The sequence below is a fragment of the Nocardia sp. A7 genome, from assembly GCF_046549215.1.
Classification (GTDB): domain Bacteria; phylum Actinomycetota; class Actinomycetes; order Mycobacteriales; family Mycobacteriaceae; genus Nocardia.
This window is the reverse complement of record NZ_JAJPWE010000001.1, coordinates 1,516,646-1,536,977: the sequence shown is the minus strand read 5'-3', so window position 1 is coordinate 1,536,977 and position 20,332 is coordinate 1,516,646. Positions and strand designations below refer to the sequence as shown.

19 protein-coding genes are annotated in these 20,332 nt (G+C 67.7%); 8 read left to right on the top strand and 11 right to left on the bottom strand.

What is annotated here, in order from left to right; genetic code table 11:
• Positions 1–81 precede the first annotated feature (81 nt).
• From menE to ACLJPD_RS06795, 3 genes are all read right to left on the bottom strand, one after another.
• Positions 82–1,206, bottom strand: coding sequence for an o-succinylbenzoate--CoA ligase (gene menE, locus ACLJPD_RS06805; protein WP_410871950.1), 1,125 nt, complete (start codon positions 1,204–1,206; stop codon positions 82–84).
• 276 nt (positions 1,207–1,482) lie between these two features.
• The gene (locus ACLJPD_RS06800) at positions 1,483–1,875 is read right to left on the bottom strand and encodes a VOC family protein (RefSeq protein WP_410870865.1); all 393 of its coding nucleotides are present in this window, start codon (positions 1,873–1,875) and stop codon (positions 1,483–1,485) included.
• 13 nt (positions 1,876–1,888) lie between these two features.
• Positions 1,889–2,782 carry a 1,4-dihydroxy-2-naphthoyl-CoA synthase gene (locus ACLJPD_RS06795; RefSeq protein WP_410870864.1) on the bottom strand — a complete coding sequence of 298 codons (894 nt, stop codon included), beginning with the start codon at positions 2,780–2,782 and terminating at the stop codon, positions 1,889–1,891.
• A 141-nt stretch (positions 2,783–2,923) separates the two neighbouring features.
• Here ACLJPD_RS06795 and ACLJPD_RS06790 point away from each other — a divergent pair, with 141 nt between their 5' ends.
• The 3 genes from ACLJPD_RS06790 (at position 2,924) to menD (ending at position 5,876) form a co-directional block, all read left to right on the top strand.
• Positions 2,924–3,370, top strand: a complete 447-nt coding sequence (locus ACLJPD_RS06790; RefSeq protein WP_194826847.1) for a DUF6918 family protein — start codon at positions 2,924–2,926, stop codon at positions 3,368–3,370.
• 360 nt (positions 3,371–3,730) lie between these two features.
• Positions 3,731–3,988, top strand: a complete 258-nt coding sequence (locus ACLJPD_RS06785; RefSeq protein ID WP_410870863.1) for a hypothetical protein — start codon at positions 3,731–3,733, stop codon at positions 3,986–3,988.
• A 256-nt stretch (positions 3,989–4,244) separates the two neighbouring features.
• Complete coding sequence (menD, locus tag ACLJPD_RS06780) at positions 4,245–5,876, top strand: 2-succinyl-5-enolpyruvyl-6-hydroxy-3-cyclohexene-1-carboxylic-acid synthase (protein WP_410870862.1); 1,632 nt, start codon at positions 4,245–4,247, stop codon at positions 5,874–5,876.
• Positions 5,877–5,928: 52 nt separating this feature from the next.
• On the opposite strand, the gene ACLJPD_RS06775 is transcribed toward menD, so the two are convergent.
• On the bottom strand, positions 5,929–6,177 hold the full coding sequence (locus tag ACLJPD_RS06775) for a hypothetical protein (protein ID WP_410870861.1): 249 nt from the start codon (positions 6,175–6,177) through the stop codon (positions 5,929–5,931).
• 186 nt (positions 6,178–6,363) lie between these two features.
• On the opposite strand from ACLJPD_RS06775, the gene ACLJPD_RS06770 reads away from it, so the two are divergent.
• The gene (locus tag ACLJPD_RS06770) at positions 6,364–6,954 is read left to right on the top strand and encodes a TIGR03086 family metal-binding protein (RefSeq protein WP_410870860.1); all 591 of its coding nucleotides are present in this window, start codon (positions 6,364–6,366) and stop codon (positions 6,952–6,954) included.
• A 42-nt stretch (positions 6,955–6,996) separates the two neighbouring features.
• Here ACLJPD_RS06770 and ACLJPD_RS06765 read toward each other — a convergent pair whose 3' ends face one another.
• On the bottom strand, positions 6,997–7,623 hold the full coding sequence (locus ACLJPD_RS06765) for a TetR/AcrR family transcriptional regulator (RefSeq protein ID WP_410870859.1): 627 nt from the start codon (positions 7,621–7,623) through the stop codon (positions 6,997–6,999).
• Between the two features lie 83 nt (positions 7,624–7,706).
• Between ACLJPD_RS06765 and ACLJPD_RS06760 the strand changes: the two genes are divergently transcribed.
• The gene (locus tag ACLJPD_RS06760; RefSeq protein WP_410870858.1) at positions 7,707–8,750 is read left to right on the top strand and encodes an aldo/keto reductase; all 1,044 of its coding nucleotides are present in this window, start codon (positions 7,707–7,709) and stop codon (positions 8,748–8,750) included.
• Between the two features lie 9 nt (positions 8,751–8,759).
• Here the strand turns inward: ACLJPD_RS06760 and ACLJPD_RS06755 are convergent, their stop codons facing one another.
• From ACLJPD_RS06755 to ACLJPD_RS06740, 4 genes are all read right to left on the bottom strand, one after another.
• A complete protein-coding gene (locus ACLJPD_RS06755; RefSeq protein ID WP_410870857.1) occupies positions 8,760–13,091 on the bottom strand; it encodes a molybdopterin-dependent oxidoreductase in 4,332 nt (1,443 codons plus the stop codon).
• A 198-nt stretch (positions 13,092–13,289) separates the two neighbouring features.
• Positions 13,290–14,003: a demethylmenaquinone methyltransferase gene (locus tag ACLJPD_RS06750; protein ID WP_266293685.1), complete on the bottom strand. Its 714-nt coding sequence runs from the start codon at positions 14,001–14,003 to the stop codon at positions 13,290–13,292.
• A 51-nt stretch (positions 14,004–14,054) separates the two neighbouring features.
• Positions 14,055–15,197: a glycosyltransferase family 4 protein gene (locus ACLJPD_RS06745; protein WP_410870856.1), complete on the bottom strand. Its 1,143-nt coding sequence runs from the start codon at positions 15,195–15,197 to the stop codon at positions 14,055–14,057.
• Positions 15,198–15,269: 72 nt separating this feature from the next.
• Entirely contained in the window at positions 15,270–15,656 is a 387-nt protein-coding gene (locus tag ACLJPD_RS06740; protein WP_410871949.1) for a DUF3592 domain-containing protein, read from the bottom strand.
• 135 nt (positions 15,657–15,791) lie between these two features.
• On the opposite strand from ACLJPD_RS06740, the gene ACLJPD_RS06735 reads away from it, so the two are divergent.
• A complete protein-coding gene (locus ACLJPD_RS06735; RefSeq protein WP_410870855.1) occupies positions 15,792–16,289 on the top strand; it encodes a DUF2505 domain-containing protein in 498 nt (165 codons plus the stop codon).
• 98 nt (positions 16,290–16,387) lie between these two features.
• Here the strand turns inward: ACLJPD_RS06735 and ACLJPD_RS06730 are convergent, their stop codons facing one another.
• Complete coding sequence (locus ACLJPD_RS06730) at positions 16,388–17,653, bottom strand: geranylgeranyl reductase family protein (protein WP_410870854.1); 1,266 nt, start codon at positions 17,651–17,653, stop codon at positions 16,388–16,390.
• 145 nt (positions 17,654–17,798) lie between these two features.
• Between ACLJPD_RS06730 and ACLJPD_RS06725 the strand changes: the two genes are divergently transcribed.
• Together ACLJPD_RS06725 and htpX are read left to right on the top strand one after the other, a co-directional pair.
• A complete protein-coding gene (locus tag ACLJPD_RS06725) occupies positions 17,799–18,821 on the top strand; it encodes a polyprenyl synthetase family protein (protein ID WP_410870853.1) in 1,023 nt (340 codons plus the stop codon).
• 37 nt (positions 18,822–18,858) lie between these two features.
• Positions 18,859–19,722, top strand: a complete 864-nt coding sequence (gene htpX / locus ACLJPD_RS06720) for a zinc metalloprotease HtpX (RefSeq protein WP_410870852.1) — start codon at positions 18,859–18,861, stop codon at positions 19,720–19,722.
• Between the two features lie 71 nt (positions 19,723–19,793).
• On the opposite strand, the gene ACLJPD_RS06715 is transcribed toward htpX, so the two are convergent.
• A complete protein-coding gene (locus ACLJPD_RS06715; protein WP_056814350.1) occupies positions 19,794–20,285 on the bottom strand; it encodes a YajQ family cyclic di-GMP-binding protein in 492 nt (163 codons plus the stop codon).
• Positions 20,286–20,332: the final 47 nt, after the last annotated feature.

Below are 20,332 nucleotides of genomic sequence, written 5' to 3'. Positions count from 1 at the left end.
CCCTTGCACGGCACTGACAGCGTCTTGCACCAGGAGGTCTTCACCCTCCGGGCCGAGAACACGCGCGCGTCGGCGCGCCGACTACTTCTCCAAAAGAAGCTTGCGCAGTGCTGTGCGGTCTGGTTTGCCGGGGCCGCGCAGCGGGATCTCGGACAGGACCGCGAGCTCACGCGGTGCGGCGATCGAGTCGAGTTCGGCCACCACATGCGCACGCACTTCGTCCAGCGTGGGCGCGGCACCCGGCGCGGGCACGATCGCGACCGCGACCCGCTGACCGAGCCGTTCGTCGGGCAGACCGAGCACGATGCATTCGCGGATACCGGGATGGTTGGCCAGCACCGCCTCCACCACCTGCGGAATCACCAGCAGCCCGCCGGTCATGATCGCCTCGTCGAGCCGCCCCGAGATCGACAGCACACCGTCATCGAACGAACCCGCGTCCTCTGTCCGGAACCAGCCGGGCTCGGCGAAGGCCGGATGATCGGGCAGATTGCGGTAGCCGCGCGCGATCATCGCACCGCCGAGGATGACGCGACCGTCCTCGATCCGTATCTCGGTGCCATCGAGCGGCACGCCGTCGTAGACGCACCCACCGCAGGTCTCACTCATCCCGTACGTGCGCACCACGGTGATACCCGCGTCCTGCGCCCGCTCCAGGACCGGCGCGGGCGTGGCGGCACCGCCGACGAGTACCCCGTCGAGTTCGGCCAGTGCCTTCGACGCCACCGGCGAATCCAGGGACTTGATCAGCTGGGTCGGCACCAGCGCGGTATAGCGACGCGGTCCACGCATCGCGCCGACCGCCCCGGCCAGCGCCTCGGGCAGGAACCCGCCCGACACGTCGAGCACGGTCGGTTCGGTCCCGGCGAGAATGCTGCGCAGCAACACCTGGATACCGGCGATGTGATGGGTCGGCAGGGCCAGCAGCCAGCTGCCAGGGCCGCCGAGGCGCTCGTGGGTGGCATTGCCGCTGGCACGCAGGGCCTCGGCGCCCAGCAGCGCACCCTTGGGGATACCGGTGGTACCCGAGGTCGTCACGACCAGTGCGACATCGTCATCGATCGGATCGCCCGGTCTGAGCGCGTCGGAGAGCCTGCGCGCCTCACGACGGTCGGTGGTCGGGATCGGCAACCAGGCCGGACCGCTGGCGTCGAGGGCTTGCCGCAGGTGGGGCATCACTTCGCTCACCCCGGAACCGGTGGGCATCTGCAGCGTCCGCAGGGTTCTACTCACCCCACACCTCCGGATACAGCTTGCCGCGCGCCCTCACGGCTTCGATCGTGTCATGCGACCGACAAGACCCAGCCAACGGGTCGGTTTGTCGGGAAAAGGGTCGGGAAAGCCAGACATAGCCACTGCGATTCAGTAGATGGACACCACTCGCACTGCGGTCCGGACGACGTCGGTCGGGCGCTTGCTCGCAGTCATCGTGCGCGGCCGAGCCCCCATCGGCAACTCGGCTCGGCCGCGGACACCGGCCTCTCACTCCGCCGACCAGCGCGCATCCCGCCGGATCGGATGCTCGGCGGGAACCTGTACCAGCACGATCGCGACCCCGTCCGGGTCGCGCACCCACATCTCCCACAGACCCCACGGTTCGAGCACGGGCGCGCGCTCGATCGGAATCCCGTTCAGCGCCAACTCCGCCGCCGCGTCGTCGACATCACGCACCTGCAACCAGATCGCGCCGTTGAAGCTGCCCGGCTGCTCGCTGCCACCGTGTGCGGCCACCTCGATCAGCGACTGCCCGGCGTAGAACACCGTGCCGCCCGGGTATTCCCGGGCGATCGCCAACCCGAGGCTGTCGCGGTAGAAAGCCAGCGTGCGCCCATAATCGCTGGGCCGCACGATGATCCGGCTGTTGAGAATCTCCATGGGGTGTCCGTTCTCAGAAGTACCAGGGGTAGGGCGTCCAATCGGGCTTGCGCTTCTCCAGGAACGAGTCCCGGCCCTCGACCGCTTCGTCGGTCATGTACGCCAGGCGAGTCGCCTCACCCGCGAACAGTTGCTGACCGACCAGACCATCGTCGAGCAGGTTGAACGCGTACTTCAGCATGCGCTGGGCCTGCGGCGATTTGCCGTTGATGTCGGCGGTCCACTCGAGCGCGACGTTCTCCAGCTCGGCATGGTCGACGACCTTGTTCACCGCGCCCATCTGGTGCATTTCCTCGGCGGTGTAGGGCCTGCCGAGGAAGAAGATCTCGCGGGCGAACTTCTGGCCGACCATCTTCGCCAGGTACGCGCTGCCGTAACCACCGTCGAACGAGCCCACATCGGCGTCGGTCTGCTTGAACCGCGCGTGCTCACGCGAGGCCAGCGTCAGGTCGCAGACCACGTGCAGGCTGTGCCCACCACCGGCGGCCCAGCCGTTGACCAGCGCGATCACCACCTTGGGCATGAAGCGGATCAGCCGCTGCACCTCCAGGATATGTAGTCGGCCTGCGCGCGCCGCGTCGACCGTGTCGGCGGTCTCACCGTCGGCGTACTGGTAGCCGTTGCGACCGCGAATGCGCTGGTCGCCGCCGGAGCAGAACGCCCAGCCGCCGTCCTTCTCGCTCGGACCGTTGCCGGTGAGCAGCACCGCGCCCACGTCGGGGCTCATCCGCGCGTGATCGAGCGCTCGGTACAGCTCGTCGACGGTGTGCGGGCGGAACGCGTTGCGCACCTCCGGTCGGTCGAACGCCACCCGCACCGTGCCCTGCTCGAGGTGCCGGTGATAGGTGATGTCGGTCAGGTCCTCGAACCCCGGGACGGTCTGCCACAGCTTCGGATCGAAAGTCACGGACACGATTATCGCCCCATGGTCCGACAGCGCGGTACGAGGTCGTAACACCGCAGCTAGAGCGGTCGCCGCATACTGTGTTCACCTGATGCGTATAGTTGCGCCTGCTCGTACATCGAACCGATCCGGAGGAACCTGAAAGTGGTTGCAGCACTGTCTGAATCCCTGCTCGACGACGCCAAGCGTCCGGCTTTCCTTGCTGACGCCGTCGAGGTGCTCGACGCCGAGGTCTCGGACAAAGGTGGTGCGTCCGGCCTGGCCGTGAAGGGTGGCTACGCGGCGGTCAAGAAGATCAGCCCGACCATCGTTCCCGACGGCCTCGCGTCGCTGGCGCCGAAACTGCTCGATCAGCTCCAGCCGTACTGGGCCGAATTCACCACCACCGGCACCGGCACCTTCGCCGATCTGCTGGCGGCGAAGTCCGATCAGGTCGCCGAGTCGCTGCTGGCCGTCACCGACGCCCGCGCCGAGTCGTCCACCCGGCCTGCGCTGAAGAAGGTGTACTCGTCGATGCGTGGTTCGGCCAAGAAGCACGTCATCGAGGCGCTGCCGCGCGTGGGCGATCTGGTCCAGAAGCACGCGGGCTGAGCATGGCGGGGTAGCCCCCGCAGCGATCGTGGTATCGAGGCCGGTGCGAGTTCGGGTCAACCGAACTCGCACCGGCCTTTCGCGTCCGTGGGGTGAGCACCCTCACGTCACCGGGGTGTGTAGTGGCCGCGAACACACTGATTCCCGGTCGGCGGTAAATTCCGAGATGGCCTGTGTGACAAATATTACCGCTCCGGTGAACGGCAGGATAATTGCGGGTTGCCGCGAATTCGGCAAACGCGCACCGGGGAAATGCGCGATTGACAACCACCCTGCCTTATCGGTTACGTTGCCAATCAAGCAATTCGGAACGTGAATTGCTTCGAATGCATTGCACAGGTCGAAAGGAAGTTTGCTCACATGATCTCTCGCAAGACCCTCGCCGCCACCGGTGCTGCCGCTGCCGCCACTGTCATGTTCTTCGGTCCCGCCGTCGCGAGCGCCGATACGGGTTCCGCCGAGGCCTCCTCGGGCTCGGCTGACGTGCTGACCGGCTCGTCCGCTGGTTCGGGCGTGCTCGAGTCGGGCAGCGCCGCGGTCGACAGCGCGACCTCCGCCGTCCTCAACATCATCGAATCCATCACGGGCATCACCGATCTCACCGCCCCTGCCGAGTAGCTGAGTATTTGTTCGACCAGCCGTTCATGGGTTGGTAGAAATCCGGCGGCGGGCCAGTGGCTCGTCGCCGGATTTATTTCTCCAGATCTTCTCTTTTCGATTCGGTAAATATCTATCGCGCGGTTGAATAGTTTATTTTTCGTCGCCGCGCTCGGGCTCTTCGGTACATAGTTATTTCGTGTGCTGTCCGACTCGGTGACGCAGGCAACGCGGGCCAGGGGCAGACGGGTGCGCGCTGGTCTGACAGGCTGTGATTGTGAATCCGTCTACTGCGCAGGCACGAGTGGTCGTCGACGAGCTCGTCCGCGGCGGCGTCCGCGAGGTGGTGCTGTGCCCCGGATCGCGCAACGCCCCACTGGCCTTCGCACTGCAGGCGGCGGACGTGGCCGGGCAGCTGCGGCTGCACATGCGCGTCGACGAACGCACCGCGGGATTCCTCGCGATCGGCCTGGCGGTGTCTTCGGGGCGGCCGGTTCCGGTCGTGATGACCTCGGGCACCGCGGTGGCGAACCTGGGTCCGGCCGTGCTGGAGGCCAACTACGCGCGGGTGCCGGTGATCGTCATCAGCGCGAATCGGCCCTACGAGATGCTGGGCACCGGCGCCAACCAGACGGTGGAACAGCTCGGGCTGTTCGGCTCGCAGGTGCGTGCCACGATCAGCCTCGGGCTGGCCGAATCCGAAGTGGGGGAGTCGGCCTACCCGCGACAGAACAGTGTGTGGCGCTCGACGGTGTGCCGGGTGCTCGCCGCCGCGCGCGGAACCCGTTCCGGCAACGCGGGACCCGTGCAGTTCGACATCCCGCTGCGTGAACCGCTGGTCCCCGAGCTCTCCGACGATCCGCTGCCCGTCGGTCGCGAGGGGGAACGGCCGTGGACCGCAACCCAATACGCCACTCTCGACGTGCCGCTCGACATCGACCTGACCCCCGACACCGTCGTCATCTCCGGCCACGGCGCACGGCTGCTGCCCGAACTCGCCGCGCTGCCGACGGTGGCTGAGCCGACCGCGCCGATGCACGGGCCCGCCCTGCATCCGCTCGCGCTGTCGCTGCTGAAGCCGACCCAGGCGATCATCACCGGCCGCCCGACCCTGCACCGGCAGGTCTCGCGGGTACTCGCCGACCCGAACGTCACCGTGTTCGCGCTCACCACCGGTCCGCGCTGGCCCGACGTCTCCGGCAATGTCGTCGGCACCGGCACCCGCGCGGTGACCACCGGCGCACCGAGCCCTGCCTGGCTTGCGCGCTGCTCCGAACTGAACCGGCAGGCCGAATCGGTGGTCCGCGCCGAACTGGCCGCGCATCCGAAGGCGACCGGCCTGCATGTGGCGGCCGTGGTGATGGACGCGTTGCGCGAAGGTGACCAGCTGTTGCTCGGCGCGTCGAACCCCGTGCGCGATGCCGCGCTGGTCTCCCATCCCCGGCCGGGCATCCGGGTGCTGTCCAACCGCGGTGTGGCCGGGATCGACGGCACGGTCTCCGGTGCCGTCGGTGCCGCCCTCGCGCACCCGGGCCGCACCGTGGCACTGATGGGCGACCTGACCTTTCTGCACGATGCGGCAGGCCTGCTGATCGGGCGCGGCGAACCACGGCCGGACAACCTCACGATCGTCGTCGCCAATGACGACGGCGGTGGCATCTTCGAGCTGCTCGAACAGGGCGATCCGCAGTACGCGGGGGTGTTCGAGCGGGTTTTCGGCACCCCGCACGGCATGGATCTGGCCGCACTGTGCGCCGCCTACCGCATCCCGCACCGCCAGGTCGATCCGGCCGAACTAGCCGTAGAACTGGCCACCGGCGTGCCCGGGCTGCGGGTGCTCGAGGTCGCGACCGAGCGGTCCAGCCTGCGTGAACTGCACGCGGGCCTGCGGGCGAAGATCGCCGGTTAGGCGTACCTCCGCCTCCGCCTCCGCCTTCGCTCCGGCCGTCCTACCTTCTACCTCAGGGTTCCTCGGCGACGGTGAATCCCTCGCCGCCGCCGTCATCCAGGGGGACGGGGATGGTTTGTTCGATCACGTCCGCTGGATTCGCGGTGTCGGCGTCGCGGGCGATGTTGGCCGCCATCTCATCGGTGTAGTCGGCGTCTACGTAGGTCGGATCGTCGGGGTCGTCGTCACGGAAGGCGGACTGTTCCTGTTCGATGCGATCTGCCTCGGGGACCTCGTCGAGTGCGGGTTCGTAGTCGATCATCGGGTCTCCTCTTCGTCGTCGTTGCCTCGGACGTTGATTGCCTCGGACGTGATGTGTCGCTGATCGGGCCCTGCGCTGTCCAGGGTGCGCCGATCCGGAGCGCACGGCAACCCCGCACCGATTATTTTCGGGGCGCGGGGTCGTCATCATGAGTGCAGCCGTCTGTCCGTCGACGAGGAGTCGCTCATGGAACCGCAATTCGATTTCGAACCCGCCGCTCGGTCGCTTGTCGCGGTGGTCGACGGCATCTCCGACGACCAGCTCACCGACCCCACACCTTCCGGTGAGTCCACCGTGCGCGATCTGCTCGCCCACGTCGTGGGGCTGACCGAGGCTTTCCGGCAGGCCGCGACGAAGGAAGCGGTGGGAAACTCGGCGCCCCCACCCGACGGCGCCGACCTGACGTTGCCCGCCGAGTGGCGCACAGTCATCGCCGCGCAGGTCGAAAAGTTGACGGCCGCATGGCGGGTGGCGCAGGCCTGGGACGGCGATACCGAAGCCGGTGGCGTGGAGATGCCCGCCGCTGTCATGGCGATCGTCGCGCTCGACGAGATCGTCATCCACGGTTGGGATCTCGCCGTCGCCACCGGTCAGCAGCTGACGGTGGATCCCACCGACCTGGCGATCCTGCACGAATTCCTGCGCGACACCGATCCCGCGGGCACACCCGGCCTGTTCGGTCCGATCGTCGAGGTCCCGGCCGATGCACCGGCTTTCGACCGGTTGCTCGGCCTCACCGGTCGCAACCCCGCCTGGCGTTCAGCGGCTGTCGCCTGATACCCACGAGGCGCGCGGCTACCACCTGTCTCTCGCCTCTCCTCAGCCGCCGTCGGCAGCTATGACGAAGATCCCTGCGGCGGCTGCGAGGGTGGCGGCTTCGGCTGATCGGTCGGCGATGCCCTGATCGATCGGGTCGCCGCTGGCCAGTAATCGGTAGTAGAGCGGCGCGGAGACGGCAGAGAGAACGGCGCGCGGGTCTGTGCCGATGGGCGCCTCCCCCCGGATAACGGCCTGCTCGACGCACGGCGCCCATTCGTTGAGTCGAATGTCGTAGAAGGTGTGCAGTGCGGCGGCGGTGGCGTCGTCGCAGGTGGCGGCGGCGATGACGGCGCGGAAAAGATTGCTCTGGCGACCGTCGGCGAGCGTCTTCGCGACCAAGCGCGCGTTGGCTGTCAGGTCGTCGAGCAGCGAGCCGGTGTCGGCACGGGGCAGCGACTGTTCGGCCATGTCGACGAGCAGGTCGGCGACCAGGCCCGCGGGGGTCCGCCAACGGCGGTAGACGGTGGTTTTGCCGACACCGGCCCCGGTGGCGACCTCGGCCAGGTCGAGGTGCGCGAATCCGCGGTCCGCGAGGAGATCACCGGCCACTTCCAGGACGGACTCGCGTACCCGCGCGGTGCGTCCGCCAGGGCGAACGGACCCCGGCCAGGCGATATCGTGATCCATAACGGAACTCCTGTTTCATTTAGCGCGGATCGGGTGTACCGTCGGTCGTGTTAACGAAACTATAGACCCTTTTAGGAGCTCTCATGGAATATCGGCGGCTCGGCGCATCTGGTCTTCTCGTTCCGGCACTCGGCTTCGGCGCGGGCACCTTCGGTGGCCGCGGTGCGCTGTTCAGCGCATGGGGCGATACCGATGCCGCGCAGGCAAGGCGCTTGATCGACATCAGCCTTGAGGCTGGTGTCACCCTGTTCGACACGGCCGACGTCTATTCCGACGGCGCGTCGGAGGAGGTGCTCGGCGCGGCCATCAAGGGCAGGCGCGACCAGGTACTGCTGTCGACCAAATCGGCACTGCCCACCGGCCCCGGCCCGCAGGAAGCGGGATCGGGCCGCGCCAGGCTGATCCGTGCCGTCGACGCGTCACTGCGCCGTCTCGGCACCGACTACCTCGACCTGTTCCAGCTGCACGCCTTCGATGCGGGCACCCCACTGGCGGAAACCTTGACGGCCCTCGACGATCTCGTGCGGGCGGGCAAGATCCGCTACCTCGGCGTCTCCAACTTCGCCGGCTGGGAGTTGATGAAAACGCTCGCCACCGCCGAGGCTCTCGGCCTGGAAAAGCCGGTGGCGCATCAGGTCTACTACTCGTTGGTGGGTCGCGACTACGAATGGGAACTGATGCCGCTCGGCGCCGATCAGGGCGTCGGCTCCATCATCTGGAGCCCGCTCGGCTGGGGCAGGCTCACCGGCAAGATCCGTCGCGGACAACCCCTTCCAGCAGGCAGCCGCCTGCACGAAACGGCCCAGGCAGGCCCACCGGTCGACGATGAACGCCTCTACGACATCGTCGACGTGCTGGATCGGATCGCCGCCGAAACCGGCCGCAGCGTCCCACAGATCTCCTTGAACTGGTTGCTCACCCGGCCCACCGTCGCCACGGTGTTGATCGGCGCCCGCAACGAGGAGCAGTTACGTCAGAACCTCGGTGCCGTCAGCTGGCAGCTCGACCCCGAGCATCTGGCCGCCCTCGACGCCGCGAGCGCGACCACGCCCCCGTACCCCTACTACCCGTACCACCGGCTGGCCGACTTCGCCCGGCTCAACCCGCCGGCAGTCCGCGCGGCGTGATCCGACAGTTCAGTACACGTCGCGCACATACCGCTTTTCGGCAACGAGTTGCTTCTTGAAGGCCAGTGCGCCCGCCTCGTCCAGTTTTCCGTGGATCTGGGCGATCCGCAGCAGGGTGTCGTCGACATCCTTGGCCATGCGGGCGGCGTCACCGCAGACGTAGAAGTGGCCGCCGTCGCGCAGCCACGACCACAGCTCGGCGCCGTGCTCGATCATCCGGTGCTGGACATAGACCCGCTCGCGTTGATCGCGGGAGAAGGCCAGGTCGAGTCGGGTGAGGAAGCCGGAGCGGAACATGTCCTCCAGCTCGGTGCGGTAGTAGAAGTTCTGGGCGGCGTGCTGGTCGCCGAAGAACAACCAGTTGCGACCGGTCGCGCCGATGGCCCGCCGCTCGTGCAGGAAACCGCGGAAAGGAGCGATACCGGTGCCCGGCCCCACCATGATCATCGGGGCATTCGGGTCGAGCGGCGGACGGAAATGCGGTGCCCGCTGCAGAAAGATCGGCACCTCGGTCGTGCCCCGGTCGGCCAGGAATGTCGAACACACCCCGCCGCGACGGGCGGAAGTGCCCACCGGGTCGCCGTAGCGGACGACACCGACCGTCAGCTGTACCTCGTCGGGTGTGGTCAGCGGGCTGGAGGAGATCGAATACTGGCGGGGCTGCAGCTTTTTCAGTGCACCCAGCCAGTCGACGAGATCGGTGCGCACCGGGAAGTCGCGCAGCACATCGACGGCCTGGCGATCCCACAGGTAGGAGGCGAGCTCATTGCGGTTGTCGCGCCGCAGCAGCTTGGCCAGCTGCGGGTGCGGGTTGCGTTCGCCGATGAAGCCGAGCAGATCCTGGCTCACCTTGGTGATGTCGTAGTGCGTGCGCAGGGCATCGGCGAGTGTGAGTTCATGGTCGTCGACTTCGATCATGCGCCGCCCGTCCAGGCCGGTGCAGACAAGCCATTCGTCGACCAGGTCGGGACAGTTGGCGGGGAGCACGCCCAGCGAATCGCCCACCTCGTAGCCGGCATCGAGATCGTGGAGGTCGAAACCGAAGCGCCGCACCTCTTTCGGCGAACCCGGCGCGCTCAGGATCTCGTTGCGCATCAGCGTGGCGCGGACCGGGGATTGGCGGGTGAACGGTGCGGCGGTGGCGCGCTGTGTGAGGGAGGGCGTCGGCGCGAGTCGGCGGTCGAGCACGGTGGCACCACCGCGGCCGACGGGCGACGGCATCGGGCGAGCCGAATGCGTGTGCGGGGCAACACCATCAGGACCACCAGGGAGGGAGCTGTTCGAGATGCCGACCAGTGAAGCACCCGTCGGCGCCCTGTCTCGACCGCGTCGAGCACCGTCCGGTGAAGCGGTGCGGCCCAGCGGGGCGCCACCCGCCGAGCCATTGCGACCCTGTGCGCCGATTGGGGAGGTGCCGTCATCGGGTGATCCGCTGGTGATCGCGATCAGGACGTCATCGAGCCACTGGTCGGCGCCGTCGGCGAAGTCGGGTTCGCTGTCCACCCGCGGCAGCAGTCGCTTCGCCCCACGCTCGGCGAACAGGGTGTCGAGCTTGCGGCCGTGACCACAGAAATCGTCGTAGGAGGAGTCACCGAGCGCGAACACCGCGTAGCGAACACCGTTGAGGCGGATGATGCTGTCTTCGAGCCTGGTCCAGAAGTCGGCGCCGTTGTCCGGCGGGCCGCCGTCACCAAAGGTGCTCGTCACGATGAGGACGTCACCAGTGATCGAGGTCAGCTCGCACGAATCCATATCGAGCAGTGTGGGCGTGAGGCCCGCTTCCGCGAGCCGGGCGGCGACGGTGGCGGCCAGTTCCTCCGCGTTACCCGTCTGGGAGGCCCACAGGACGGTGATCGGCTGCGGGGCGGGGCTGTCGGTGGCTTCGGCGTCGGCATTGCGGGAATACATGCCGGCCAGCAGACCGTCGACCCACAGTCGTGACTGTGACGACAACGGTGCGCTCACCGGCAGCACCGGCTGTCCGGTCACCGGCAGTGATTGCAGTGCGGCGAGATAGCCGCCGAGGTAGATGCGTTCGGTCTCGCTGAGCGTGGGTGAGGTACCGGCGTCCAGGCCGAGGATCCCGGCCAGTGGATGCGCGGCGGGTTGCGCGGGCAGCTGTGCGGGTTTCGGAGGCGCCTGTTCGGTGGTGGGGGCCGGGCCGACCCGGCGCAGCGCCACCGCGCACGCCTTGAACTCCGGCTGTAGCGAGGCAGGATCCACCGCGTCATTGGTGACCGCGTTGATCGTCAGATATTCGCCCTGTTCGTCATTCCAGTGGAAAGGAGCAAAACAATCACCAGGTCGCACCCGGTCGCTGATCAGCACCGGCAGCACAGCACGGCCCCGGCGCGACGCGATCTCGAGCTGGTCGCCCGGCCGCAGGCCGAGTCGTTCGGCGTCGGTGGGATGCACCTCGACGAACGGCGCACCGTTCAGTTTGGTCAGCTTGGCGACCTTGCCCGTCTTGGTCATCGTGTGCCACTGATGTTGCAGCCGACCGGTATTGAGCAGGAACGGGTAGTCGTCGTCGGGCAGTTCGGCGGCTGGCAGATGTGGTCGGGGGAAGAACATCGCCCGCCTGCTCGGGGTGGCGAACGCGAGCCGCGGGGTGGTGCCGTCGGCCGCCACGTGCAGCGGCTGATGGGTGCCGTCGTTGAGGTAGCGGATCGGGTTGCGCGGTGTGCCGGGGTCGTTGCACGGCCACTGCATCGGGCCTTGCGCCAGCCGCTCGTAGCTCATACCGCTCAGGTCGTAGCCGGTGGCCGGATTGGTGAACTGCTGCAATTCGGCGAAAACCTCAGCGCTGGACGCGAAATCGAAGCCGGAGAAGCCCATGGCCGTGGCGACCTGGGCGATCAGCAGCCAGTCCGGCCGCGCGTCGCCGAGCGGGTCGACCGACTGCCGCAGCAGGGTGACGTTGCGCTCCGAATTCACCATCACCGCATCGGCTTCGGCCCACAACGCGGCGGGCAGCAGCAGATCGGCGTAGGCATTGGTCGCGGTCTCGGCGTAGGCGTCCTGCACGACGACGAACTCGGCCGCCTCGAGGCCCGCGATCACGGTCTTGCGATTGGCAACGGTGGCAACGGGATTGGTGCAGATGATCCACGCGGCCTTGATCTCGCCGTCGGCCAGCCCGCGGAACATGTCGATGGTGCCGGGGCCCGCCTCGGTGCGCAGGGTGCCGTCGGGCAGGTCCCAGGCGGTTTCGACGAAGGTGCGGTCGGCGGGGGAGAGCAGGCTGCGCTGGCCGGGCAGACCGGGGCCCATGTAGCCCATCTCGCGTCCACCCATGGCGTTGGGCTGGCCGGTGAGCGAGAAGGGCCCACTGCCGGGCCTGCAGATCGTGCCGGTCGCCAGGTGCAGGTTCACCAGGGCATTGGTGTTCCAGGTGCCGTGCGTGGATTGGTTGAGCCCCATCGTCCACAGCGACATCCACTCGCCCGCCTCGGCGATCATCGTGGCCGCGGTGCGAATGTCTGCCTCGGCCAGGCCGGTCAACTCGGCAACCCGGGCCGGGGGATAGTCGGCGAGGAACTCCGGCATCGCGTCCCAGCCCTCGGTGTGCTCGGCGATGAACGCGGTGTCGATCGCACCACCGGCGACCAGCAGGTGCAGCAGCCCGTTGAGCAGGGCGAGGTCGGTACCCGGCGCGATCTGCAGGAACAGGTCGGCGCGGGCCGCGGTATCGGTGCGGCGTGGGTCGACCACGATCAGCTTGGCGCCTGCCTTGAGCCGCTCGGCCATGCGCAGGTACAGGATCGGGTGACAGTCCGCCATGTTCGCGCCGCTGACGAGGAACAGGTCGGCGTGCTCGAAATCGTCGTAGGAGCCGGGCGGCCCGTCGGCGCCGAGCGATTGTTTGTAGCCGGTGCCCGCACTGGCCATGCACAGGCGCGAGTTGGCTTCGATGTGCTTGGTTCGCAGGTAGCCCTTGGCCAGTTTGGTGGCCAGGTACTGGGCTTCCAGCGACATCTGGCCGGAGACGTAGAGGGCGATGGTGTCGGGGCCGTGTTCGTCGAGGATCGCGCGCAGGCGGGTGGCGGTTTCGTGCACGGCCTCGTCGACCGGCAGCGGGACCGGGACCTGGCCGCGTTCGGGGCGCCGGTAGGCGGTGTCCATCCGGCCCGGTGCGGCCATCATCTCCGCGTGGGTGGCGCCCTTGGTGCACAGCCTGCCCGCGTTCGCCGGATGCAGCTTGTCGCCGCTGACCTTCGCGATCAACCGCGCACCAGACTGATCAGTCTTTGTCTGGGCGCTTATGCCGCAGCCGACGCCACAGTACGAGCACTGTGTACGCACAGTGTCCGTGCCGCGGCCGTCCGCTTCCCCTGTCATGACTCGATCATCCGCATTGGTCGTTGCGCCGGATTTACCGAACGTTATGTCCAGGTGACAATCGACCTCACAAGTCAAAATCTCGACGGTGAGGATTCCGCCCGAATATCACCCCTGATCAGGGCGCATTCCGGGCCGTCGGCACGCAAACACGCGCGAGCCGGGGTGACCGGACTCACGCCGGCCACCGACAGTGTTTCAGCCCAATTTGTAGCCACGGTGCAGTGCCACCACGCCACCGGTGAGATCACGCCACTGCACCGAGTCCCAGCCGGCGTCCGCGATCCGGCGGGCCAGCCTGCGCTGGTTGGGCCACGCACGGATCGACTCGGCCAGGTACACGTACGCGTCCGGGTTCGAGCTCACCGCCTGCGCTACCCGCGGCAGCGCCTTCATCAGGTACTCCATGTACACGGTGCGGAACGGCCCGAACACCGGTGTGGAGAACTCGCACACCACCACCCGTCCGCCCGGCTTGGTCACCCGCAGCATCTCGCGCAGCGCCACATCGATATCGGCGACATTGCGCAGCCCGAACGAGATGGTCACCGCGTCGAACGAATCGTCGGCGAACGGCAACGCCATCGCATCGCCCGCCACCATCGGCACCTGTCGGAATCGGCCCGCCGCCAGCATCCCCTGGGAGAAGTCGGCCGCCACACACCAGGCGCCGGACTTGCCGAGTTCGACGGTCGAGACGCCGGTACCCGCGGCCAGGTCGAGGACCCGTTCGCCGGGACGCAGCCCGAGAGCGCGTCGCGTCGCCCACCGCCAATACCGATCCTGGCCACCGGAGATGACCGTATTGGTGAGGTCGTAGCGCTTTGCCACACCGTCGAACATCGACGCGACCTCGTGGGGTTGCTTGTCCAGCGAAGCCCGAATCGGTTCTCGCTGCTCTGTTGTCGCCACGAACCGAGCTTAGAGTTTTATCGCCGCGATAGCGCGAGTGGGTTTCACCACTCAGGCGGTGCGCGGCAATCGCTCGCGCGTCCCGGTGACGTCGGCGTAGTGGCCCATCAGCTCGGTGCAGACCGCGGGCCAGGTGCGGTGCAGGACCGACTTGCGCGCGGCCGCCGCGAACAGGCCGCGCTGACCCGCGTCACGCAGGGCCGACACCGCGCTCGGCAGCAACTCCGCGAACCGGTCGACCGGCAGCAGGTACCCGTTGCGGCAGGGGGAGATCAGGTCCCGTGGCCCGCCTGCGTCGGGCCCGATCACCGGTACCCCCGAGGACAGTGCCTCCTGCACGCCCTGGCAGAACGTCTCGTGCTCGCCGGGATGCACCATCACGTCCAGGCTGGCGTAATGCGTGGCCAGCTCGCTGCCACCCAGTTCGCCGGTGAACACCGCGTCCGGCATCAACTTGCGCAGCCGGGCCCGCTCCGGTCCGTCGCCAACCACGACGAGCTGGATCGACGGGTCACCGGCCAGCGCGGCCAGCCGCTCCACGTGCTTTTCCGGCGCGAGCCTGCCCACGAACCCCACGACGAGCCGATCATTCGATCCCAGCCAGCTCGCCCGCAATTCGTCACTGCGCGCCGCCGGGTTGAACCGGGCGATATCCACGCCCCTGCCCCAGCGATGCACCCGGGGAATCCCGTGCTCGGCGAGGTCGTGCGCGGCCGCCGACGACGGCGCCAGCGTGCGGGTGGCGCCCTCGTGAATTCGGCGCGTCCACGCCCACGCGGCCCGTGCGGCCAACCCGAGCCCATAGCTCTTCGCGAACCCCGCCACATCGGTCTGATACACCGCGACGGTAGGCAGATCCAGCCGCGTCGCCGCCGCGAGCCCGCCGGCGCCGAGCAGGAACGGCGAGGCCAGATGCACCACATCGGGATCGAAAGCGGCGATGGCGGCGGTGATTCCCGGTTGCGGCAGTCCCACCGGCAGCGAACTCACCTTCGGCACCATCATCGCGGGCACGCGGTGCACCGGGAAGCGGCCGTGAAAGCGAGGTGCCGGTGGGACGCCGCGCAGGGTATCGGGCGCCACGATCATCGCCTCGTGGCCGTGCTGGTCCAGGTGCTCCAACACCCGCAGCACGGAGTTGACGACGCCGTTCATGTTCGGCAGGAAAGACTCCGAGACGATGGCTACGCGCACACTTTCAGGGTGACCGCTACACCGCGCGATACCCCCACACCGACATGAAGCCGGGACGAACAGCAAACGAAGTTACGCCTCGCGCTGCTTGCGTCGCACTATCCACAGCACCGGCATGGCCAGCGCCCAGGCCACGAAGATCACCGAGGCCGCCGGAACGATCGCCACCCGCGCATCGCGTCCCGCCACCCGGACCAGGTCGGGATCACGCGTGCTGTACTCCACATTGATCCGCTGACCAGCGGTCAGATTCGTCGGATACAGGATGCCGACCTTGGGATTGTGGGTCACGCTGTCGGGCGTCACGTAGATCACCGCCGAGCGCAACCGGCCCGCGGACAGCACCTCACCGGAGGTCACGCCACGATGGCGCTCGATCTCGAAATCGTTGCGCCAGGCCGCGAGTACCAGCAACACCATCAGCACGCTGACCACGGTCGCCGCCCCGACCACCCACATCCGAACCCGCCGCAGGCGCTTGGTCCGCCGTTCCGACAGGCTGGTCTCCGACACCCGCCACACCCTACCGGCTGTATCTTCGGCGGCTGGTGCCTGCCGGAGCCGGGGTTGACGAATCCGCTTACCATTCCCGTCATGTCCCGCAAATTCAGCTTCACCGTGCCCTATGCAGTCCCGGTCGAAGAGCTTCACCGGGCACTTGTCGACGATGCCGTCTGGCAGGCGCGATTCGCCGCCGCCGAGACCGCGACCATCGAACTCTCCCATCCCGACGGCCCCAGCTCGATAACCATCCATATGACCGAAACCCCAGGTAAAGACAAGGTGCCCGCCCTGGTGCGCAAGGTGCTCAAGAGCGATCTCGTCCTGGTTCGCACCGACAACTGGCAGCCGCTGGACGGCGAGATCGCCAAGGGCAGCTTCACCGGCAACACCAGCGGCATCACCATCGAGATGTCGGGCACCTACGAACTGCGCCCCACCGCCGAGGGCAGTGAAATCGAGGTCGTCGGCACCGTCAAGGTGAAGGTTCCGCTGGTCGGCGGTGCCATCGAGCCATTGGCAGAACAGCTGCTCCAGCGCGTCCTCAACAGCGAACGCAAATTCATCGAGAGCTGGTTCGCCAAGCTCTGAGCCGTCGGCGACGGGTGCCGCTTCACCGAGCGGCACCCTCGCGCACCGGGCGACGCGATGCCTCGCTCACGACTGCTCCGCTCGCCCGCGCTCGGTCATCAGCTGAAGGGCGGGAGTTCGTCGGCGCGCAGAGATGCTCGCCCGGCCGCACGCCATGCGCGCGCGGTGAGGTCGAGGTCCTCATCGGTCACCAGGTTGCCCATCACACGAACCGCCGTGCGCTGCAGGTACTTCGAGCGCATCACCGGCGGCCCACCGAGGGGGACCATCCTCGGCTGGGTGGCCAGGCCGGCGAGTCTGCGCGCCACCGAGAAGGTGCGGCCGTAGCGGTCGCGCAGTAGTTGCGGCCACACCGCGGTCAGGTCGGGCTCGTCGAGCAGACCCGCGAGCAGGTGTCCGCCTTCCAGGCCGTAGTCGATGCCTTCGCCGTTCAGTGGGTTCACGCAGCCCGCGGCGTCACCGACCAGCACCCAGTTCCGGCCCGCCACATTCGAGACCGCGCCGCCCATCGGCAGCAGTGCCGAGGCCACCGCGCGCAGTTCGCCCTGGAGTTCCCATTCCTCACGGCGCAGCCGGGTGTAGTGCTCGAGCAGCGGCTTGAGCGCGACATGGGAGGGCCGCGCCTCGGTGGCCAGCGAGCCGACGCCGATGTTCACCTCACCGTTGCCGAGCGGGAAGATCCAGCCGTAGCCGGGGACCAGTTCGTCGGCGGCGTTGCGCAGTTCCAGATGCGAGGAGATCCACTGGTCGTCACTGCGGCCGGACTTGATGTAAGCGCGGGCGGCCGTGCCGTAGGCGTAGCGGCGATGCCAGGTGCGGCCCAACTGTTTTCCGATGGGGGAGCGCACGCCGTCGGCCACCACAAGTACCCGGCAGCGCACCGTGTGGGTGTTCTCGCCGATGCGCACCGTCACCCCGGTGACCCGCTCGCCCTCGCGCAGCACCTCGGTGACCTTCGCGCCGTCGACCATCCGCGCACCGGACTTGATCGCGGTCTCGCGCAGCTTGTCGTCGAGTTCGGTTCGGGGGACGGCACTTCCGTACGTCGGGAACGACCCGCCCGGCCACGGCAGCAGCGCCTCCTTGCCGAAGCCTGCCATCCGCAGGCCGTGGTTCACCGTGTGCGCGCGCAACCATTCGCCGAGACCCAGGTGTTCCAGTTCGGCGGTGGCGCGCGGTGTCAGCCCGTCTCCGCAGGTCTTGTCGCGCGGGAAAACCGCCGAATCGAGCAGCAGTACATCGCGTCCGGCGCGCGCGGCCCACGCCGCCGACGCGGAACCGGCTGGCCCTGCTCCGACCACCAGTACCTCGACGGCGGCAGGCAGTGGAGCACGGTCGGCAGGGGTGAGATCCGGTGAACCCATGGCTCAATACTGGCACTGTCGGCCGCTGTGCGAGAGTGTCGGGTACACCGGGAATAGTCACTGTGTGACGGGGTTCATCGGCCATAGTGCCGGAACACGCTAGGTTGCTACCCGTCGGGGTCGGACACATCGCTGGGAGAAGATAATGAGCACATCGGCTGTGAGCGACGAAAGCACCGTGGTCGCCGGGGTGGATCTCGTCGATCCCGAACTCGCCGTCATCGTGCGCGACGGACTGGCAGCGGTCGAGAAGCTGCTCGTCGACGAACTCTCCGACGGCGCGGACTTCCTCCAGGAGGCTGCCCTGCACCTGGCCAGGGCGGGCGGTAAGCGGTTCCGGCCGCTGTTCACCGTGCTCACCGGCCAGCTCGGCCCCAATCCCACCGACCCGGCGCTGGTCACCGCGGGCACGGTCGTGGAACTGGTGCACCTGGCGACGCTCTATCACGACGATGTCATGGACGAGGCGACCCAGCGTCGCGGTGCGGAGAGCGTCAACTCGCGCTGGGGCAACAACATCGCGATCCTGGCGGGCGACTACCTGTTCGCCCACGCCTCGCGCCTGACCTCCACCCTCGGCCCCGATGCGGTCCGCATCATCGCCGAGACCTTCGCCGAGCTGGTCACCGGCCAGATGCGGGAAACCATGGGCGCCAAGCAGACTCAGGATCCCGTCGAGCACTACCTGCGCGTGGTGTGGGAGAAGACCGGCTCGCTCATCGCCGCCGCGGGCCGCTTCGGTGGCACCTTCTCCGGCGCGGGCCTCGAGCATGTCGAACGCCTGGCCCGTCTCGGTGACGCGGTCGGCACCGCCTTCCAGATCTCCGACGACATCATCGACATCTCGTCCTCGGCCGAGCAGTCCGGCAAGACGCCGGGCACCGACCTGCGCGAAGGCGTGCACACCCTGCCGGTGCTCTACGCCCTGCGCGAGTCCGGCGCCGACGGCGACCGCCTGCGCACCCTGCTGGCCCGCCCGCTGGAGACCGACGCCGAGGTCGACGAGGCGCTGGAGCTGCTGCGCCGCTCACCCGGCATGGCGCTGGCCAAGGAAAAGCTGGCCGAATACGCCGACCTCGCCGACACCGAACTCGCGGCCCTGCCCGCGGGCCCGGCCAACGACGCCCTCACCCGCCTCGTCCGCTACACCATCGAGCGGGTCGGCTGACGAGGAACTTTCGGGGCGGGATTCGCGTTTCTCCTTCATGCCCAATGGGATCAAGACCTTCGGCTTGATGGTTGGGATGTCGGCGCTGATCGTCGCCATCGGGGCGATGTTTCGCAGCCCGACGATCCTGATCATCTCGATCGTGCTGGCTGTCGGCATGAACGCCTACGCCTACTTCAACAGCGACAAGCTGGCGTTGAAGGCGATGCACGCGCAACCGGTGAGCGAACTGGAAGCGCCGGTCATGTATCGGATCGTGCGCGAGCTCGCGACCACGGCGCGCCAGCCGATGCCGCGGCTCTACATCAGTCCGACCAGCGCCCCGAACGCGTTCGCGACCGGCCGCAATCCGCGCCACGCCGCGGTCTGCTGTACCAGTGGCATCCTGCAACTGCTCGATGAACGCGAACTGCGCGCGGTGCTCGGCCACGAGCTGTCCCACGTCTACAACCGCGACATCCTGATCTCGTCGGTGGCGGGCGCGATGGCCTCGATCATCACCGGCCTGGCGAACATGGCGTTCTTCGCGAGCTCGTTCGGCAACAGAGACGGCAACGGCCCGAACATCGTCGGTGTGCTGCTGGTCTCACTGCTCGGCCCGATCGCCGCGGGCCTGATCAGGATGGCGGTCTCGCGATCGCGGGAGTTCCAGGCCGATCAGTCCGGCGCCGAACTCACCGGCGACCCCCTCTCCCTGGCCTCGGCCCTGCGCAAGATCGAACGCGGCGTCCAGGTGGCACCGCTTCCGCCGGATCCCAAGATCACCAGCGAATCGCACCTGATGATCGCCAACCCGTTCCGCACGGGCGACCGCGTGGCCCGCTGGTATTCCACCCACCCCCCGATGGACGAACGAATCAAGCGCTTGGAAGAGATGGCGGGCGGTAGTCACCCGTACTGACCACCACGGGTTTCGGCCGCCTCGAATCCGAGGCACAAGGGGCCGAAAACCCCGCGGCGCCAGCCGCCGAATTACCTGTAGTTGACGAACTGCAGGGCGATGCCGAAATCCTCGCCCTTGAGCAGCGAGATCACTTCCTGCAGGTCATCCCGCTTCTTGCTGCTGACCCGCAGCTCCTCGCCCTGGATCTGAGCCTTCACGCCCTTGGGGCCCTCGTCGCGGATCTTCTTGGAGATCTTCTTCGCCTTCTCGGTGTCGATGCCCTGCACCAGCGTGCCGGTGATCTTGAACACCTTCCCCGACGGCTGCGCCTCGCCGGCGTCGAACGCCTTGAGCGAGATATCGCGACGGATCAGCTTCTCCTTGAAGACGTCGAGCGCCGCCTGCACCCGCTCCTCGGCATTGGCGGTCAGCACGATGGCTTCCTCGCCCGACCACGCGATCGACGCATCGGTGCCCTTGAAGTCATAGCGCGAGTTCAGCTCTTTCTCCGCCTGATGCAGAGCGTTGTCGACCTCCTGACGATCGACCTTGCTCACGACGTCGAATGACGAATCAGCCACACTGCGCTCCTGTCCTGTGAAGGTCCGGCGAATTCCGGCCGGGGTTC

Bases quoted from the DNA above. Each gene is read 5' to 3' on its own strand.
- menE (WP_410871950.1), bottom strand. From the start codon at position 1,206: ATGCCCACCGGTTCCGGGGTGAGCGAAGTGATGCCCCACCTGCGGCAA.
- ACLJPD_RS06800 (WP_410870865.1), bottom strand. From the start codon at position 1,875: ATGGAGATTCTCAACAGCCGGATCATCGTGCGGCCCAGCGATTATGGG.
- ACLJPD_RS06785 (WP_410870863.1), top strand. From the start codon at position 3,731: ATGATCTCTCGCAAGACCCTCGCCGCCACCGGTGCTGCCGCTGCCGCC.
- ACLJPD_RS06775 (WP_410870861.1), bottom strand. From the start codon at position 6,177: ATGATCGACTACGAACCCGCACTCGACGAGGTCCCCGAGGCAGATCGC.
- ACLJPD_RS06770 (WP_410870860.1), top strand. From the start codon at position 6,364: ATGGAACCGCAATTCGATTTCGAACCCGCCGCTCGGTCGCTTGTCGCG.
- ACLJPD_RS06765 (WP_410870859.1), bottom strand. From the start codon at position 7,623: ATGGATCACGATATCGCCTGGCCGGGGTCCGTTCGCCCTGGCGGACGC.
- ACLJPD_RS06760 (WP_410870858.1), top strand. From the start codon at position 7,707: ATGGAATATCGGCGGCTCGGCGCATCTGGTCTTCTCGTTCCGGCACTC.
- ACLJPD_RS06755 (WP_410870857.1), bottom strand. From the start codon at position 13,091: ATGACAGGGGAAGCGGACGGCCGCGGCACGGACACTGTGCGTACACAG.
- ACLJPD_RS06740 (WP_410871949.1), bottom strand. From the start codon at position 15,656: ATGTGGGTGGTCGGGGCGGCGACCGTGGTCAGCGTGCTGATGGTGTTG.
- ACLJPD_RS06735 (WP_410870855.1), top strand. From the start codon at position 15,792: ATGTCCCGCAAATTCAGCTTCACCGTGCCCTATGCAGTCCCGGTCGAA.
- ACLJPD_RS06730 (WP_410870854.1), bottom strand. From the start codon at position 17,653: ATGGGTTCACCGGATCTCACCCCTGCCGACCGTGCTCCACTGCCTGCC.
- ACLJPD_RS06725 (WP_410870853.1), top strand. From the start codon at position 17,799: ATGAGCACATCGGCTGTGAGCGACGAAAGCACCGTGGTCGCCGGGGTG.
- htpX (WP_410870852.1), top strand. From the start codon at position 18,859: ATGCCCAATGGGATCAAGACCTTCGGCTTGATGGTTGGGATGTCGGCG.